Annotated in this window: 16 protein-coding genes; 6 read left to right on the forward strand and 10 right to left on the reverse strand. The window is 55.7% G+C overall.

The window, feature by feature from the left end; translation table 11 throughout:
- The first annotated feature begins 22 nt into the window (after window positions 1–22).
- Entirely contained in the window at window positions 23–1,027 is a 1,005-nt protein-coding gene (locus tag SynBIOSU31_RS01510; protein ID WP_186491567.1) for a Gfo/Idh/MocA family protein, read from the forward strand.
- 6 nt (window positions 1,028–1,033) lie between these two features.
- On the opposite strand, the gene SynBIOSU31_RS01515 is transcribed toward SynBIOSU31_RS01510, so the two are convergent.
- A complete protein-coding gene (locus SynBIOSU31_RS01515; protein WP_186491569.1) occupies window positions 1,034–4,222 on the reverse strand; it encodes a glycoside hydrolase family 15 protein in 3,189 nt (1,062 codons plus the stop codon).
- A gap of 49 nt (window positions 4,223–4,271) precedes the next feature.
- Between SynBIOSU31_RS01515 and SynBIOSU31_RS01520 the strand changes: the two genes are divergently transcribed.
- On the forward strand, window positions 4,272–5,030 hold the full coding sequence (locus SynBIOSU31_RS01520) for a WecB/TagA/CpsF family glycosyltransferase (protein WP_186491570.1): 759 nt from the start codon (window positions 4,272–4,274) through the stop codon (window positions 5,028–5,030).
- 5 nt (window positions 5,031–5,035) lie between these two features.
- Here the strand turns inward: SynBIOSU31_RS01520 and SynBIOSU31_RS01525 are convergent, their stop codons facing one another.
- Together SynBIOSU31_RS01525 and tgt are read right to left on the reverse strand one after the other, a co-directional pair.
- Complete coding sequence (locus SynBIOSU31_RS01525) at window positions 5,036–5,179, reverse strand: photosystem II reaction center protein K (RefSeq protein ID WP_066904771.1); 144 nt, start codon at window positions 5,177–5,179, stop codon at window positions 5,036–5,038.
- Window positions 5,180–5,208: 29 nt separating this feature from the next.
- Window positions 5,209–6,327, reverse strand: a complete 1,119-nt coding sequence (gene tgt, locus SynBIOSU31_RS01530; RefSeq protein WP_186491571.1) for a tRNA guanosine(34) transglycosylase Tgt — start codon at window positions 6,325–6,327, stop codon at window positions 5,209–5,211.
- A gap of 34 nt (window positions 6,328–6,361) precedes the next feature.
- Between tgt and SynBIOSU31_RS01535 the strand changes: the two genes are divergently transcribed.
- Window positions 6,362–7,177, forward strand: a complete 816-nt coding sequence (locus SynBIOSU31_RS01535; RefSeq protein ID WP_255477305.1) for an adenosylcobinamide-GDP ribazoletransferase — start codon at window positions 6,362–6,364, stop codon at window positions 7,175–7,177.
- Here SynBIOSU31_RS01535 and SynBIOSU31_RS01540 read toward each other — a convergent pair.
- Window positions 7,125–8,270, reverse strand: a complete 1,146-nt coding sequence (locus SynBIOSU31_RS01540) for a sensor histidine kinase (protein WP_186491572.1) — start codon at window positions 8,268–8,270, stop codon at window positions 7,125–7,127. The two genes, SynBIOSU31_RS01535 and SynBIOSU31_RS01540, sit on opposite strands and share 53 nt — an antisense overlap.
- Before the next feature lie 390 nt (window positions 8,271–8,660).
- On the opposite strand from SynBIOSU31_RS01540, the gene SynBIOSU31_RS01545 reads away from it, so the two are divergent.
- The gene (locus SynBIOSU31_RS01545; RefSeq protein ID WP_186491573.1) at window positions 8,661–9,029 is read left to right on the forward strand and encodes a DUF3155 domain-containing protein; all 369 of its coding nucleotides are present in this window, start codon (window positions 8,661–8,663) and stop codon (window positions 9,027–9,029) included.
- Between the two features lie 27 nt (window positions 9,030–9,056).
- Here the strand turns inward: SynBIOSU31_RS01545 and SynBIOSU31_RS01550 are convergent, their stop codons facing one another.
- Window positions 9,057–9,662: an alpha/beta hydrolase gene (locus tag SynBIOSU31_RS01550; RefSeq protein WP_186491574.1), complete on the reverse strand. Its 606-nt coding sequence runs from the start codon at window positions 9,660–9,662 to the stop codon at window positions 9,057–9,059.
- Window positions 9,663–9,721: 59 nt separating this feature from the next.
- Here SynBIOSU31_RS01550 and purH point away from each other — a divergent pair, with 59 nt between their 5' ends.
- Complete coding sequence (gene purH / locus SynBIOSU31_RS01555) at window positions 9,722–11,308, forward strand: bifunctional phosphoribosylaminoimidazolecarboxamide formyltransferase/IMP cyclohydrolase (protein WP_186491575.1); 1,587 nt, start codon at window positions 9,722–9,724, stop codon at window positions 11,306–11,308.
- 80 nt (window positions 11,309–11,388) lie between these two features.
- Complete coding sequence (locus SynBIOSU31_RS01560) at window positions 11,389–11,847, forward strand: DUF4079 domain-containing protein (RefSeq protein ID WP_186491576.1); 459 nt, start codon at window positions 11,389–11,391, stop codon at window positions 11,845–11,847.
- A gap of 1,137 nt (window positions 11,848–12,984) precedes the next feature.
- Here the strand turns inward: SynBIOSU31_RS01560 and fldA are convergent.
- From fldA to SynBIOSU31_RS01585, 5 genes are all read right to left on the reverse strand, one after another.
- The gene (gene fldA, locus SynBIOSU31_RS01565; protein ID WP_370593647.1) at window positions 12,985–13,545 is read right to left on the reverse strand and encodes a flavodoxin FldA; all 561 of its coding nucleotides are present in this window, start codon (window positions 13,543–13,545) and stop codon (window positions 12,985–12,987) included.
- A gap of 61 nt (window positions 13,546–13,606) precedes the next feature.
- Window positions 13,607–14,002, reverse strand: a complete 396-nt coding sequence (locus SynBIOSU31_RS01570) for a hypothetical protein (protein ID WP_186491577.1) — start codon at window positions 14,000–14,002, stop codon at window positions 13,607–13,609.
- Window positions 14,003–14,047: 45 nt separating this feature from the next.
- On the reverse strand, window positions 14,048–14,371 hold the full coding sequence (locus SynBIOSU31_RS01575) for a hypothetical protein (RefSeq protein WP_186491579.1): 324 nt from the start codon (window positions 14,369–14,371) through the stop codon (window positions 14,048–14,050).
- Window positions 14,372–14,636: 265 nt separating this feature from the next.
- The gene (locus SynBIOSU31_RS01580; protein WP_186491581.1) at window positions 14,637–14,858 is read right to left on the reverse strand and encodes a hypothetical protein; all 222 of its coding nucleotides are present in this window, start codon (window positions 14,856–14,858) and stop codon (window positions 14,637–14,639) included.
- A 320-nt stretch (window positions 14,859–15,178) separates the two neighbouring features.
- The gene (locus SynBIOSU31_RS01585; RefSeq protein WP_255477306.1) at window positions 15,179–15,802 is read right to left on the reverse strand and encodes a DUF1997 domain-containing protein; all 624 of its coding nucleotides are present in this window, start codon (window positions 15,800–15,802) and stop codon (window positions 15,179–15,181) included.
- Between the last annotated feature and the right edge of the window lie 19 nt (window positions 15,803–15,821).

The following is a 15,821-nucleotide window of genomic DNA, read 5'->3' on the forward strand; positions in this document are numbered from 1 at the left end:
GCCGGTTCGCGCAGTCCCACTGATGACCGACGCCATGGTTCCGGTGAAGGTCGGCGTGATCGGGATCGGCAACATGGGTTGGCATCACGCGCGCGTGCTCAGCCTGCTCAAGGACGCTGATCTCGTGGGCGTTGCTGACCCGGAAGCGCAGCGTGGGGCACTGGCCACTGAGCAGTTTGGATGTCGCTGGTTCTCTGACTACCGCACCATGCTCAAGGAGGTTGAGGCCGTCTGCATCGCAGTGCCGACCCTGCTCCATCACTCCGTCGGCCTGGCTTGTCTTGAGGCTGGTTCACACGTGCTGATCGAGAAGCCGATCGCCGCCAGCCAGGAGGAGGCCGCGGCCCTGATTGATGCCGCCAGCCGAGTGGGGCGCTTGCTGCAGGTGGGTCATATTGAACGCTTCAATCCCGCTTTCCGCGAGCTCACCAAGGTGGTGGCCAATGAAGAGGTGGTGGTGCTCGAAGCTCGTCGTCACAGCCCCCACGCCGATCGTGCCAACGATGTGTCAGTGGTGCTCGATTTGATGATTCATGATCTGGATCTGGTGCTTGAGCTGGCCAGTTCTTCGGTAGTGCAACTGGCGGCAGCCGGAGGTCGCAGCTCGGACGGGCCGATCGATTACGTCAACGCCACGCTCGGGTTTGAAAACGGCGTGGTGGCCAGTTTGACGGCCAGCAAAATGAGTCATCGCAAGATCAGGACGCTGAGTGCTCACTGCCGGGCCAGCCTTGTTGAAACTGACTTTCTCAATCACAACCTGCACATCCACCGCAGGGCCCATGAGTGGTACTCCGCTGATCATGGAGAGCTGCTGTATCGCAACGACGGTTTCATCGAGGAGGTGAGCACCACCTCGATCGAGCCTTTATATGCCGAACTCGAACACTTCTTGCAGTGTGTGCGCGGCCGGGAGACGCCTGCAGTGGATGGTCAGCAGGCTTCGAGGGCCCTGCGTCTGGCTGATCTGATTGAACAGGCCGTGGAGCAGCCCGGCGTTGGTGTTCCGATCGAGACTCCTATTTGATCTGGATCAGCGCAGTGCTTCCTGATCCGCGAGTTCCCTCAGGGCTTGGATCTGCCACTCCCTGCATTCGGCTGGCGATGACCGGTAGAACTGAGCCCATGCAGCGGCTTTGTACTGGGAATAGTCCACGGTCTTCTGCTCAGGATGGCGATTCCGCCAGCCCACTCTTACGGCGTGTCCGATGACCACATCAAGGGCAATGTCGTCGTCGAAGTGCATGTTGGGATTGGCTGTTGCAAAGGCCATCAATGAGAGCAGGCTTTCAGTGCAGAGTTGTCGGTATTCCGGTGCTCCAATGCGACTAAGCAGATGCTCCACCTGAATGGCGAAGTTGCGTTCGCCCGGGGTTTTTTCCCGAAGCAGGGCGCTGGTTAGACGGTTGCGGCGCTCCAGCTTGTCGCCAATCACCAGCCCATGGCAGTGATGTAGCAGTGACCAGATCCCTGCATAGAACTCTTTGGGCACCTGTTGCAGCGAGCCCAGGCGGATCCGGTGCTGCAGCCAGTCGCTACCGCTGGGGCTTTCATCCAGGGGTTCGGGGATGTTCCATTCCACCTTGCCGCTCAAGTGCAACAGTTCCCGACGTTGCAGGGCCGCTCTGGCGTGATCGACGTCGGCCAGCACCGTGCGCAGGCGCAGGCTGATGCGGTGAGGAGGTTCATCGCACAGAGCTTCGAAGGCTTCGTCTTGACTGCAGTGCTGCTCGGCTGCCAGCTCAGAGGTCAGCAGCAGCAGCAGCTGCCCAAGCTGGAAGGTCAGAGAGCCTCTGATCATGCTCGGTTCACGCCTGGCGATCCCGTCCAGTGCGAGCAGTAACTCCTGCTGCAGCATGCGTTCGCGGCCGTCACTGCCGCAGGTGCGGTCGATCAGTGCTGCGATTGACTGGTTGGAGATAGGACTGGTGAGCCGCGATTCGCTGCTGTAGTTCCTGCCGATGACAACCTGTTTCTGGCGGCTCAGCAGGTCCGTGAGGGCATCTTCCAGCTGAGGATGAATCAGACCCATAGCGCCGGCGCAGCGCCTGGCCACGTTCCAGTCCTCCTGGCTGAGGCCGCGGCGGTAGATCTCTTGCTGCAGTGTGGACAGCTCAACAGGAGCTCCTTTGGGTCCGCTGAGGATGGCCTGCTGACCAAGTCGTTGTGTCAAAAGCTCCAGGACTTCCGCTTGTTCCCGTAGTGAATGGCTGCTCCAAAGCCTCTGACGTAGCTCTTCCAAGGGAATGTCATCCAGTTCCTGCTCCTGGGCCGCGGTGAGGTCACTCAGATCGGTGGAGGCTTGAAGCAGTTCAGCTGCTTGTTGTGTGTTGTCAGGCAGTCTGCTGTGCTCGCTTTCTTCCGGGAGCGTTAACCACTGGGCTTTGCTGGCTAGCGACTCAAGATCAGCGAATTCCACAGCAACCCCCTCAATGTTGCCGCTCTGCAGGCGTTGGGTGAGTTCCAGCAGAAGCATTTCTTCCCTCTCCAGCAGAGCGGCTTGCACGGGGATCAGCAGCAGGGGCGCTCCCTGGCCTTGCCAATGTCGTTGAAGCAGGTGCAGTTCGTTGACGATGCTTTCGATGAGCTGTCGCGGGTCATGGCTGAGAAAAAACGTGCCCTCCTCCAGCACAGAGGGCAGAAAAGCCAGCTGTTGTCCGCCCTGGCGATAGAGACGAGCTGTGACCGCTGTTTCCGGTCGCAGTGGTGGGTGGCCGCTGAGGCCAAGGGCCTGGTCGGCGCCAACGTTGCTTAGCCGTTCTCGCAGCGCTTCAGAGGGGAGCACCGGCAGGTCTGCGGATTGGGGATCGCTGACCGGCAACCCCAGTTTTTGCAGTTTTTTCGCGACGGCGTCATTCCCAGGAACCAGTGAAACCAGCACTGTGTCGGCTCCCAGCGTGGCGGGCAGTCGCCGGCCGCAGGGGTCAAGATCCTCTGCCTTGATCAATCCATCCAGGAGCATGTCTCCAATCCAGGCGAGGCTCTGGGTCCAGAGCAACGGCACGTTTTCATTGGCGATGCGTTTCTGGCTTCCGGGAGTACGTCGTTCCAGCTCCAGCTGTTCAGCGGGCACGAGATAAAGCTCTGGGAACAGTCGTTCTCCATCGCGTTTCACCTGCAGTGCCTGCAGACGTTCACGCCAGAGGCTGGCATCGTCCCAACGCTGCTCGAAACAGGCGGTGACCAATTCGTAGGCGAGGAACAGCGGCCATTCCGATTCGATGCCTTCAAAGGTGGCCAGCTCTTCACGCTCGTAGTGCAGCCGGCTGATGTCTTCCACCACCGTCTGATGACCATCCCTGCGAAAGCGCTTGTAGCCGTAGAGACCGCCCAGCTCCCGCCTGATCCGCCTGTTGGTGCGTTCCACCAGCGCTCGATCCTCCACCGCCCAGGCGGGGTAGCCGACCACGGAGAGGCAGGCGCTGTCGACTTCCTTGCTTGCTGACTCACGCGGCAGCAGCCCCGTTAGGGCTCGTCTCAGACGCACTACAGCACCGTGAGGAATCAGCACCTGCATGCTTCCGTCTCCATGGGAAGCGCAAAGGTCAACCCCGTTTAATGCCTCCAGTGCGGCTTTGGCCATGCCGATCGAACTGGCATTCCTTTCGGGTAGGCCGTGGTTGCCCTTGTCGCCGCGCTCCCAGATTCCGTAGTCGGCAACCCGGTAGGCCCTGGCCACGTAATACACCAGGTTCTGGATGAAGCATGCTTCGTGAGTGTTATGGATGACGGCCAAGCCGCTGGAGCTCAGCTGGGCCAGTTGCAACAGAAACAGTGATGTGGCATCTAGCTGTAGATGACCCCATCCATCATCGGGAACCACCGGGGCTCCGTTGGCACTGTCGTATTTCGCATGAAGAGCATCCAGTGGATCGAGGCTGCCTTTGAAGCGCTCCACTTTTTCGGCCTGACGCATCATGGCGTTCAGTAATCCGCGCATCAGGTCGATGACGCGCTGTTCGAGCTCCCAGCAGCGTTGACAGCGACCTCTCTGTCGCCGGTGGGCAATCGCCAGACCCCAGACGCACTGGATCGAATAGATGCAGTCGCGAACCCAGGCATCTCCGTAATTGCCATGCACGGTGTGGGCTGTGCTGGCGGGCAGCAGGCCACTAATTGGGTTCTGTCGCTGAAGCACCACCCGCTCGATCGAGCGGTCCAGCTGCGTCAGTCGCTGCGCCTTTAGTTGATCCTCTTCACGGTTCGGGTGCGACAGAACCATGGTGGCTAACGCGACCGGATCTAGATTCTCTCGTGCAGCGGACACGTGGATGGAAGCACTGACAACGGGTCCGCGCGATCAACGTCGTTGCCAAGTTCTCGACATCCCCGTAGATGCCTGCCGGGATGTCACTGCCGCAGCGATCGGCCTGCATGCGGAGGGTGGGGGTCAGATCGTCACGCTGAATGCAGAGATGACGATGCTTGCTCGACGCAACACCGATCTAGGTTCTGTGATCCAAGCTGCTGATTTGGTGGTTCCTGATGGAGCAGGCGTGGTCTGGGCGCTTGCTCGCCAGGGCATCAAGGTGCAACGCAGTCCTGGAATCGAGCTTGCCTGGTCATTGCTCAATTACGCCGAAGCCCATGGTTGGCGCGTCGCACTGGTTGGGGCGTCGCCAGAAGTGATGGAGAAGTTGTCTGATCGCCTTGCTCAGCAGAGTCCATCACTGCAGCTGGTCTTCGCAGAACACGGATATCAGGAGGCCAGTGCCTGGCCAGAGCTTGAAACAAGATTGCGGCGACTCCGCCCAGATCTGGTGCTGGTGGCTCTTGGGGTCCCCCTTCAGGAGATCTGGATCCCGAGAATGCGTGATCAGCTCCCCGGTCTCTGGATGGGCGTCGGCGGCAGCTTTGATGTCTGGTCAGGTTTGAAGCAACGTGCCCCAGGCTGGGCCAGCCGTTTGCAGTTGGAATGGCTCTACAGGCTGTTGCAGGACCCAAGCCGGTGGCGGCGTTATTTTGTTTTGCCTCAATTTGCCTGGACGGTGCTGCGCAGCCCGCGGCGCAGTGGTGAAGGCCAGCGCTGAACGCTTTAACGGAAACCGACGGAAGCTTGCCAGACGAAGGCCAGCAGCAGGAAAAACAGAGGAATGATCGGGAGGATGTCGATCAGCGGACCGAAAGCCTGATAGGCCTCTGGAAGTTGGGCCAGCAGGTCGAGGGAGAAAGCAGCCATCCCGGCGGAATACGGTCAGTCTTCGGACGCTACCACGTGTGATGAGCCGGGGAGTCCTCTTCCCAGGGAGCGAAATCCTCTGAAAAACAGCCGTCCTTGATTGCCTGGCCCATGGCAGTAGTGAAGCGGATCAGGTGGGTGAGGTTGTGCAGGCTGAGCAGGGTCAGCCCCAGCAGCTCATCACTGCGGATCAAATGGTGCAGATAGGAGCGGCTGTGCTGCCGGCAGGCCTGGCAGGGACAGGTCGTGTCCAGCGGCGTGTGGTCATGGCGGAATCGAGCGTTGCGCAGATTCCAGCGCTCGCCACCCACGAGGGCTGTGCCGTGCCGGCCAAGCCGCGTAGGCAGGACGCAGTCGAACAGATCGATGCCGTTGGCGACGGCAACGCTCATTTCCCTCAGGGTGCCGATCCCCATCAGATACCTGGGCCGATCATCGGGCAGCAGCGGAGTCACCTGACGCACGATCCTGTGCATGTCGTCCACGGGCTCGCCCACGCTGACCCCACCGATGGCGATTCCTGGCAGATCGAAGCCGGCGACCGTCCGTGCGCTGGCCTCACGCAAGTGTGGGAAGCAACCTCCTTGCACAATGCCAAAAAGAGCCTGATCGGTCTTCTGATGCGCGTTCACGCAGCGCTCGAGCCAGGCATGAGTTCGACGACTGGCCTCCTCCACATCGTTCTCTGTTGCTGGATAGGGGGGGCATTGATCGAAGGCCATGGCGACGTCGGCCCCCAGTGCCATCTGGATTTCCATCGATCGCTCCGGTGTGAGCAGGATGCGACTGCCGTTGCGTGGATTGCGGAAATCCACTCCCTGGTCATCGATGCGATTGAGATCGCCAAGGCTGAAGACCTGAAACCCACCTGAATCAGTGAGCATCGGTCCCTTCCAGCCCATGAACCGATGCAGTCCGCCTGCACCTTCGACGACCGCTTCGCCCGGTTGGAGATGCAGGTGGTAGGTGTTGGATAGCACCATCTGGGCACCGGTGGTGGCCAACTGATCCGTGCTGACCCCCTTCACAGTGGCCAGGGTTCCCACCGGCATGAACCGAGGAGTATCGACGACTCCATGGGGGGTGGAGAACCTTCCACAGCGCGCGTCCGTGCGCGAACAATGAGCGCTGATCTTGAAGTCGAACACGCGCACCTCCGCCCGACCTCTGACCCTACGGTGAGTGAACTCCGTGATCTGCGCTGCTCTGCGGTTTGCCTCTCCCCCTTGGTTGCGTGATTTGGCCGGTGCCTGGGTGTTCTATTCAGTGCTGCCCGGCTTGCCATGGCCGGTACCCCGTTTCGAGCGCATCGCCCGCTTTGCTCCCTTGGTTGGAACGGTGATCGGTGGGCTGATGGCAGCCCTTTGGCTCCTGCTCAGTGCTTTGAACTGGTCACCTGTGGCGATCGCTCCTGTGGCGCTAGCTCTTGGCCTCTGGCTCACGGGTGGGCTTCATCTAGATGGCTTGATGGACACCGCCGATGGCCTGGCTGCCGGTAACAGTCGTTGTCTGGAGGCGATGGATGACAGTCGTGTCGGCGCCAGTGGTGTTCAGGCGGCAATCATCGTGCTCTTGCTCCAGTTTGCAGCGCTGGTCCAGCTGGATGGGTTCGCTCCGACTGCCCTTGTTTTGTCAGCGATCTTCGCAAGAGTTTCGCCGCTGTGGGCCATGGGGCGCTTCTGTTACCTGCGCGGGCAGGACTCAGGCACTGCGGCTTTTCATCGCAGCAATTGGCGTGGTTGGAGTGAAGGCAATCCGACCCTGTTCCTGTTGCTTTTGACAGGGCTGCTCTTGTGGGGTCTGCAGCCCAAGCTGTTCATGGCTTGGACGGGTGTTGTGTTGTTGGGGACTTCGGCAGCTCTGCTTCCGGCTGAGTGGCTGGGCAGGCGTCTTGGGGGTCATACCGGCGATAGCTACGGGGCTACTTTGATGCTCTGTGAAACCCTCACCCTGCTGGGTTCTTCCTTGCTTGCTCCTGTTCTGTTGCCGGCAGCTTGAGCAGAAAGGCATTGCCATGCATAGGCAGATCCGCATCCAGGCTCTTTGGTTCGGTGTGGAGTTTCAGTGAGCCGCCACGGTTTTCAGCCAGACGACGGGCCAGCGAAAGACCCAGTCCGGTGCCAGGGCGATCGATGCTGCTGCTGCCACGCTCACCTTGCTGAAAAATGCGCTCGTGCTCCGTGGCGGGAATGCTGGGGCCTGCGTCCCAGACACAAATTGCATGGTTCAGAAGCTTCAATCCCAGTGCGGTTCCGGGCGGGCTGTAGCGGAAGGCGTTTTCCAGCAGGTTGGCCACGATTTCAGCCACCACGGCATCGGCTGCTGGGCGAGCGGCTTGGGTCCATGCAGTCCAACGATCAGGGCCATCCCATGGCCTGTTCTGCAGGGTCGCTGTGGCAGAAGCTCTCTGAATGAGAGGGTTGAGCAGATCTGCAACGGTCAGGTCAGGAGCATCTACAGGAACGGGTGGCAGCAGTAGAGGTGTGGAAGCATCCGCCTCCAGCCGGAGCTCGCCCCTGCCGATCCTGTCGAGGGATTGGAGATAACGATCCAGCTGATCCTGTTCCTGAATCAGGCTCTCCACCAATGAACGCTGTTGATCCTCTGGGCCAATGCGACGCAGCAGAAGCTGGGCGTAAGTCCGCAAAGCTGTTAAGGGATTGCGCAGTTGGTGTACCACCAGATTGAGCTGCTGACGTTGCTCGTCAAGCTGGTAATGAAGCTTTCGGCAATCTTGTTCAAGACCGAGAATGCAAGCGAGAGTTTCCGCGCAGATCTGAAGGCGAGGGTCGTGCTCGACGGGCCTGCCTGGAAGCGGTCGTTGTTCTGCACGAAGCACGCCAAGCAGCAGGCTCTCGTGCCGCAAGGGGTACCAGCGTCGTTCCTGGGCAACGCTGCGCAGGCTGGGGTCTTCGCTGATTGCCGGAGGTAGTGCTGAGTCGAGAGGCCACTGAGCCACAAGGGTCAGGGTGGGAGTTGAGCTCTGACTTCGATCGGTGACGTACAGGGCAAGTCGTGCCATGGCTGTATCGACCGCGAGAGTCTGCAGCTGCTGCTGCGCCAGCTCTAGGAACCGATCGGACAGTTGCATCAGCCGGGCTGCATCACGGAGTACAGACGGTCGTGCGGAACAACCTCATGGACTGCTTGCCAAATTGGAAAAAAGTCTTAAGATCGGAGATGCGATCGGCAGCACGCCTTTTCAAGAAGACGTGTTCCCTCGTTGCTCAGATTGAAGTTGCACTTTCCTTGCCACCTAGGTTACAGCAGAGGTTGATGAATCCCCTGTTGACGTCGACATTTGTCGTTGTGAGCAATGAAGTGTGTCTGATTGCGAGCCGGCCTTTACCGGATTTCCGCAGTCCGAAACTGATGACCTGAAAAACCTTTTGTGGATTTTCAGGCCATTGTTTAACCAACGGCTGTGTTCAACAGCTCCTTTCCGTCCACCTCTCAGCTCCCGTCTGCGGGAAGCATCCCTATGTCTAAGAAGCGCAAGCGGATTAGCCGCCGCCGTCTTGCCGGTCAGCGCGTGCTGGCTCACGTTTCAACCTTCCACCTTGAAACCGGTGAACACAAGCCTGTAACAGCGGCTCGCCGTTTCATTGCTGAAGGCTGTCTCGTTCCTCCAGCACTTCTCAATGTGCGGCGCAACGAGCACACCACTGACCGTTTTTTCTGGGGTGAAAAAGGTTTGTTCAGTGCTCAGTACGCGGAGGAAAATCACTTTCTCTTCCCTTCGCTGCGCACCATCGTCGACAGCGTTGGCGAAGAGGTGATTTTTGAAGGCCTGGAGCTTTCCTCTGACGACTGGGAAGAGATGGAAGAGTACGAATACGCTTTCGTCTGAACCAGGCGAGACAGCCTCCTGGCCGGGTTATCCCAGCCAGGAGGCTATGGCTTCTGCCATGGCTTTCTGAGCGTCCAGCGGAATGGTGTGTCCACCGGCAAAGGTTTTAAGACTGCATTCTTTTGCTCCAGGTCTCAGCAGCTCAAGCAGCCTGTCTGCTGCGGCAACGGGTACAACCTCGTCATTCCTTCCGTGCAGCAGCAGCACTGGTGGACGGGCCAATGGTGGATTCCACTCCGGATGGGGATAGCCACTGCAGCTGATCACTCCTGCCAGTGGCAGATTGCATCCCACGTGCAGGGCCATGGCCCCACCTTGGGAGAAACCGATCAGAACAGTTTTAGAGAGTGGAATGGCTTCCAGGTCGAGTTTTTCAATGCGCTGGCGCAACTGTTGCGTGGCTGATGGAACGGCCTCCCAGTCAGATGGGAAAAGTCCGTACCACTGGCGCCCCTGTCCGCTTGGGTGAGGTTCGGGTGCTTGAAGTCCGATGCATTCAGCAGGAACTTTTGCGGTCGCCGCTAGCCCTTCGCCGAGCGGGAGCAAATCCTCTGCATCGGCCCCCCAGCCATGCAGAAGCACTAGTCGAAGGCCTCCCGCTCCCGGACCGGCATGAATCACTGAATCAGGCATCAGCTGTTTGACCTGCTGCTGCGTAGGTTGGCCCAAGGTCTTATTCCTGTCCTGCTGCTATGGCTCCCATTGCGTTGCTGAGCGTGTCCGATAAGCGCGGACTGGTGCCTCTCGCAGAGGCTTTGCATCACCGCTTCGGCTACCAATTGCTGTCCAGCGGTGGGACAGCCAAGGTGCTCAAAGAGGCTGGTCTGCCTGTCACTCCTGTGGCGGATCACACCGGCGCGCCGGAGATCCTCGGCGGGCGTGTAAAAACGCTGCATCCCCGCATTCATGGCGGCATCCTTGCCCGGCGTGGTGATGCCAGCCATGAAGCCGATCTGATCGCTCAGGACATCGCTCCGATCGATGTTGTGGTAGTCAATCTTTATCCGTTTCGGGAAACGGTTGCTGATCCCAAGGTGAGCTGGGACACCGCAATTGAGAACATCGATATTGGTGGTCCGACGATGGTGCGATCCGCTGCCAAAAATCATGCGCATGTCGCTGTGCTCACCGCCCCGGATCAGTACGACCGCTTTGTGGCTGCGATGGATGCTTCAGGTGGGGCACTCACAGATACTGTTCGTCGCCAGCTTGCTGTGGAGGCTTTTGCGCATACGGCGGCTTATGACGCCGCGATCACTCGATGGATGCAATCCAGGCCGGAGTCAGGAGACACAAGCGATCCCACTGCGGCGGATCTTCCTTGGCTTGAGGCTTTGCCGTTGCGTCAACGGCTGCGATACGGAGAAAACCCCCATCAACACGCCAGCTGGTACAGCGCGGCCAAGTCGGGGTGGGGCGGAGCCATCCAATTGCAAGGCAAAGAGCTCAGCACTAATAATTTGCTAGATCTGGAAGCTGCTCTGGCAACGGTCCGAGAATTCGGCTACGGCGCTCACGGCGGCCACCCCGCTAGTCGCGCTGCAGCTGTTGTGGTGAAACACACCAACCCCTGCGGAGTGGCGATTGGTGACGGTACAGCTGCCGCATTGAGTCGGGCCCTAGATGCGGATCGGGTCAGCGCCTTTGGAGGCATCGTGGCCTTGAACGGTTGTGTTGATGCAACAGCTGCGCGTGAGCTCACGAGCCTGTTCCTGGAGTGTGTCGTTGCACCGGCGTTTGCACCTGAAGCGCGGGAGATCCTGGCTGCCAAAGCCAATCTGCGCTTGTTGGAGCTCTCCCCGGATTCGATTGACTCCGCCGGCCATGATCATGTCCGCAGCATTCTGGGTGGAGTCCTCGTGCAGGATCTCGATGATCAGCCCGTGACTTCGGATGATTGGACTGTGGCCACTGAGCGAGTCCCCACCGCAAGTGAACGCGAAGATCTTTGTTTTGCCTGGCAATTAGTCCGCCATGTGCGTTCCAACGCGATCGTCGTCGCCAGGGAAGGTCAGAGCCTTGGAGTGGGAGCCGGCCAGATGAATAGGGTTGGCTCGGCGCAGATTGCCCTCAAAGCCGCAGGTGATCGCTGTCGGGGAGCGGTGTTGGCTAGCGATGGATTTTTCCCTTTCGACGACACGGTCCGCTTAGCTGCTGAATATGGAATTACAGCTGTGGTCCATCCAGGCGGCAGCAAGCGTGATGGGGATTCAATCCAGGCTTGCAATGAACTTGGCTTGACGATGCTTCTGACAGGTCGTCGTCACTTCCTGCACTGATGATCTGAGTGGCAAGAGGGTGCGGTAGTCCACGGCATGAGGGCTGCAGTTTTAGTCTTCGACCATTCATGTGATCGTTGATGCCTGAGTCCCTGTCTTTTGGCCTCAATTTCGTTCATCCGCTGATGATGTGGCTGTTACTGGCGGCAGGTGGCTACGCCATGTACTTGGGCATCAAGGCCAAGAAGGTGCGTACAGGGACACCCGAGCAGCGTAAGGCCCTGGTCCGAGGAAAATTTGCCCAGAGACACTTTCTATGGGGCAGCGCGCTGATGGCCGTGATGGTTTTTGGAACGCTGAGTGGAATGGCGGTGACTTATTTGAACAACGGCAAACTGTTTGTCGGACCGCATTTATTAGTAGGTCTTGTCATGACCGGAATGATCGCAGCAGCCTCAGCACTTTCACCCTTAATGCAGCGTGGGAACCTATTGGCCCGAAAAGCTCATGTCGGGCTGAATATGGGAATGATGACATTATTTTTATGGCAAGCTGTCAGTGGAATGCAGATTATGAACCGAATTTGGATCAATCGTTGAGACATGCTGGGGACTTAGATGTTGTTAACGATAAAAATCTTCTCGGGTTAAAGGTGTTTTTCTGTCGTTATTTTTGACGTAAAAGAAGACTGTTGCGGCTACTGCCAGTACGGGAATAGCTGTTAACAGCAAAATTGCAATTGCGGTGTAATCTTGATACATAGAGCTCTGCGTGAACCAGGTCGTCAATTATACAGTGATCCAGCCATGTATTTTATGATATCCGTTTAAGTTATTTATATTACGTCAATTGTGGTTTGCAGCTTTTGCGTCCGTTTAATTGAGTTGTTTCGATGTGCACGATGTTGAAAACCGTGATCAGCTCTGTTTTGCGTGTTCTCGGCCTTCTCGAAACACATCGAGATCACGCTTAGCGCACCAATAAGCACTGAGTTGCTCGCAGCTCTTGTATTGCATCCAGTTGGCTTCTGCTGCCACAACTCTTGCGTGTAGAGCCCTTTCAGTTTTCGTTTCAAACTGAATCGTCCCTTGATCCAATGGAGCGTTAATGAAATAGTCCCAATTCGGTTCAACCACTATTCACGTTGAAGTTGATTTATTTTGGCCGATCCTGCGCCGCGAAGTCCTCCATTTTTTATAGTTAAAGGAGTAATCTGTTGCTTCAATCTCTGCAAAGAAAGATAGTTGATAGCTCTTTTGATTGCCGGCTGCGTGTAGTTCCGCTGGCTTTATTAAAGTTTACTTTTGGTTCTGTTGTCAAAGTTGCATCTATTCATGTCATTCAGCCGGGCTTGGCACGTTCTCGTTCAAGGATTGGGTTCAGCAGAACTCGCAATCTTTCCTGGCTGTCTTAGGATCTATCGACATTGAAATACGGTTCAGGTGCTGAAGCCTTTTCTAATATCGCTGTTGTACGTGAGCAGTTGTGTGCTCGCCTTGCTTCAGGCAACACGTGAATCAACTCCACAGCCGATTGGGCTTCTTATTTTTGCCATGGTCATGACGCCTTTACTGGTCAGCATCATTGCTGGACTTCCTTTGAATTGCATGTCTTTTCAGAACAAGCAAACCAATTGATTTATTGATTTGCTTTCTCTGAAAATCAATTGATATTGGGTTCGATATAATTGAAAACATTTAGGCTGCCGACAGTTTTGGTTGAAGATTGAAGTGTCATTATCTTGATTCTTCCAAGATTGTTTTGCACCAAGCTTCCAAGCGACCCTGCGTCTTTTCTGACTCATTGTCTTCATCAATTGGAAGCCCACAAAACATCCCATCGATCATGCTTTTTGAATCATCAAAAATATAGTCTTCACCTGATACACGCCCAATGAGGTTTCCACCAGCTTTCTGGAACGCTGTATAGAGCTCTTCCATTGCATCACAGAAAAATTTGCTGAAAGCTGCTGAATCTCCAAGGCCAACGATGGCCACAGGTTTTCCTGAACAATTGAGAGCTGGAATCTGCTCGATGTGCTCGTCCCAATCGGTGCCTGACCTTTTGACGTCGGACCCCGTATTCCAGGTGGGTGTGCAGCAGATCAGGGCCTCACAGTCTTCAATATCCTTGATGTCCTGAAAATCACTGAGCTCTTTGAGTTCAGAATCAGGAAGGAGCTGGTCGAGCCTCTCGGCGATGTCTTCCGTATGACCGGTTGCTGATGCAAAGACAATCGTAAATTTCATAGAGAAACCTCTCAACACTATTTTTTCTTGCCGCGAGGCTTCGATCAAATAGTATTTAACAATGCATTGTGGCTTACTATACAGCTGAATTCTGTATCCGGCATGCCTTTCAATCTGCCTCTAAGCCGTTAAATAATTCTTTATGAACTGCAAAAGTATGATATAGCGATGTTGCATTCTCTGGTTGTAGTTTAGTCCCGTCGCATGTGTATGCGATTGCACAAACTAAATTTCCTTGCCACGCGATGTTGTCATCGCTTTGATCTTCTGACCAAGTCATCATCGCTTTGAATTGAACAGGGAGATGATGGCCAATCTTTTCACATGCCTTGCACAATCGATATAAAGCAGGCGGTTTGGATGGCATGGACAATGCCTTCTTTAAGCTGAGTTCATTGAACACCCCGATATATCGTATGTATTCAATAATTTCGCTTTCAATGTCGCTGAGATCGGCCTGGCTGATGGCGTTATCGATCTCATTTGGGTTGAGAGTTGGCCTCACGTTGGATTTTGCAATGTTCGTTGATCAAGCAAGTTTGTAATGGGATCAGTTGCTGATTCTTGTTAAAAAGCTTGGCTTCAGGCTTGTTTGGTAATTGATATCTTCGATCATTTTTTGGGCGCTTGTGTGGACAACGACGCTGATGTCTTGGGTCGTATTATGAATTTTCCAGAGACCAACTCGAATTTCTGATCTTGCACAGGTCACTTGCCATGCGTCTGGTATGGGTGAGCCAACCTGCTTCACGGTGATCTTTGTCCAGTAAGAGTCTCGCCGATGTCCCAGGATTAGCGTGTAAGAGGACGACCCATCTTCTTTTTTTTCTTTTTGGAAATTCAGCTTCAGAAGCTGCTGACTCCAGTCATCCATGATTGCTAATCATTAAGACTCAATCTTAGTCGCCAATGAATTGATTCATGCATCTTTTTTGTCTCCAGCGTGAGCCAATAATTACGATTGGCCGGCAAATCAACCTACCCTTTCTGGAGAGCGAAGGTTTCAATTCGCAACAAATTAAAGGGGGTTGTAGTCGTTGTTGTGATGGATTTATTTTTAATTTGGATGACTTGATTTAAGCCTATTTCTTGAAAACATGCTGCGTTGTTGAGCCATCGAGGGACGGCCTGGAAAGCATTTATCCCTCTTCAGGGGCAGATGTCTTGTCGGCAGCAGGTGCGGCTTTTTTGTCAGCGGCGGGAGCAGCTTTTTTGTCGGCAGCTGCGGGTTTTTTGGGTTTCAGCTTGGATGTGTCGAGGTTTTTCTCGCCGAAAGCTTTGTATCCGAGAAAAATCAGGCCGCCCAACACTGGAATGGAAGCGATCCCACCCACTGCAATCTCAAACCCTGACAATGCCATTGCTGATTGGCCGAGAAAAAGAAAACATAACATATGACCATTTTCACAGTATGCAGCAAAACTGATGGACTAAAAGGAGGAACTTCAGGATTGATCTGAAGCGTGATTTAAAGCGCTTTGCGCTGATCCTTGGCGACTCATGTTTCAATCAATCATGATCAAATATGGATAATTTTTCCTGATTTTTTGAGTCTGTGGAATTAATTGCTGTCTTGACTTGGTAGGTTTTGAAGCATGCTTTCTACGATTAGAAGCTGTATCTGAGCAGCTTTTGTTAGTCGCTAAGTCTGTTAATCGTTGGCGTTCTCCCTGAGCCAGTGTCAGAAAGCTGCTCTCCGTCGTGGAGGGCATGTCAGTTCGTGGGTTGAGTGGAAATCCTCTTGAACTTTCCAGGTCAGTCTGCGTGAGATCTGTCGCACGATTTGGCGAAGCAGATGGTCGCCACTGGATTGAACTAGCCCATTGGGGAGCATGGTGATCACTCGGGGAAGTGCGATCCAGACCGTTAGATCAAGCGTCCAGTTGACCCATGTCTGATCGAGCTCCGCGGTGTTCTCAGGGAGGTCCACCAGGCAGAGATTGGCTTGGAAATCAACGTCATACAACTTCGCCAGAGCTGGGTCGTGATCTGGAAGGGCAACGGTTTCGATCGCGTAACTCCTGTCTTGGCGTGGCAGGAGCCGCAGGCCGATTGTGGGCTCCACTTCGAAGCCGAAATTGCCAAAGCGTCCGAGTGTCAGAGCGTATGCCTGGGGATCGAGCGCTTCGACTTCCATCGGAGCAGCACACCTGCAGAACCAACCTTGGTGTTGGTCGAGATACGTGGCAATTGTGCTGGGATCTGCCCGCATTTCCATGCGGTCACTGAAGTGGCTGCGGTAGCAGCGCACTTGTGGGTCCACGTCCTCGTGATGACGTAGGGCTTCGTCGGATGGTCTCGACAAGAGCAGGACGGACGAGCCC

This window comes from Synechococcus sp. BIOS-U3-1 (genome assembly GCF_014279975.1).
In the GTDB taxonomy this organism is placed as follows: domain Bacteria; phylum Cyanobacteriota; class Cyanobacteriia; order PCC-6307; family Cyanobiaceae; genus Synechococcus_C.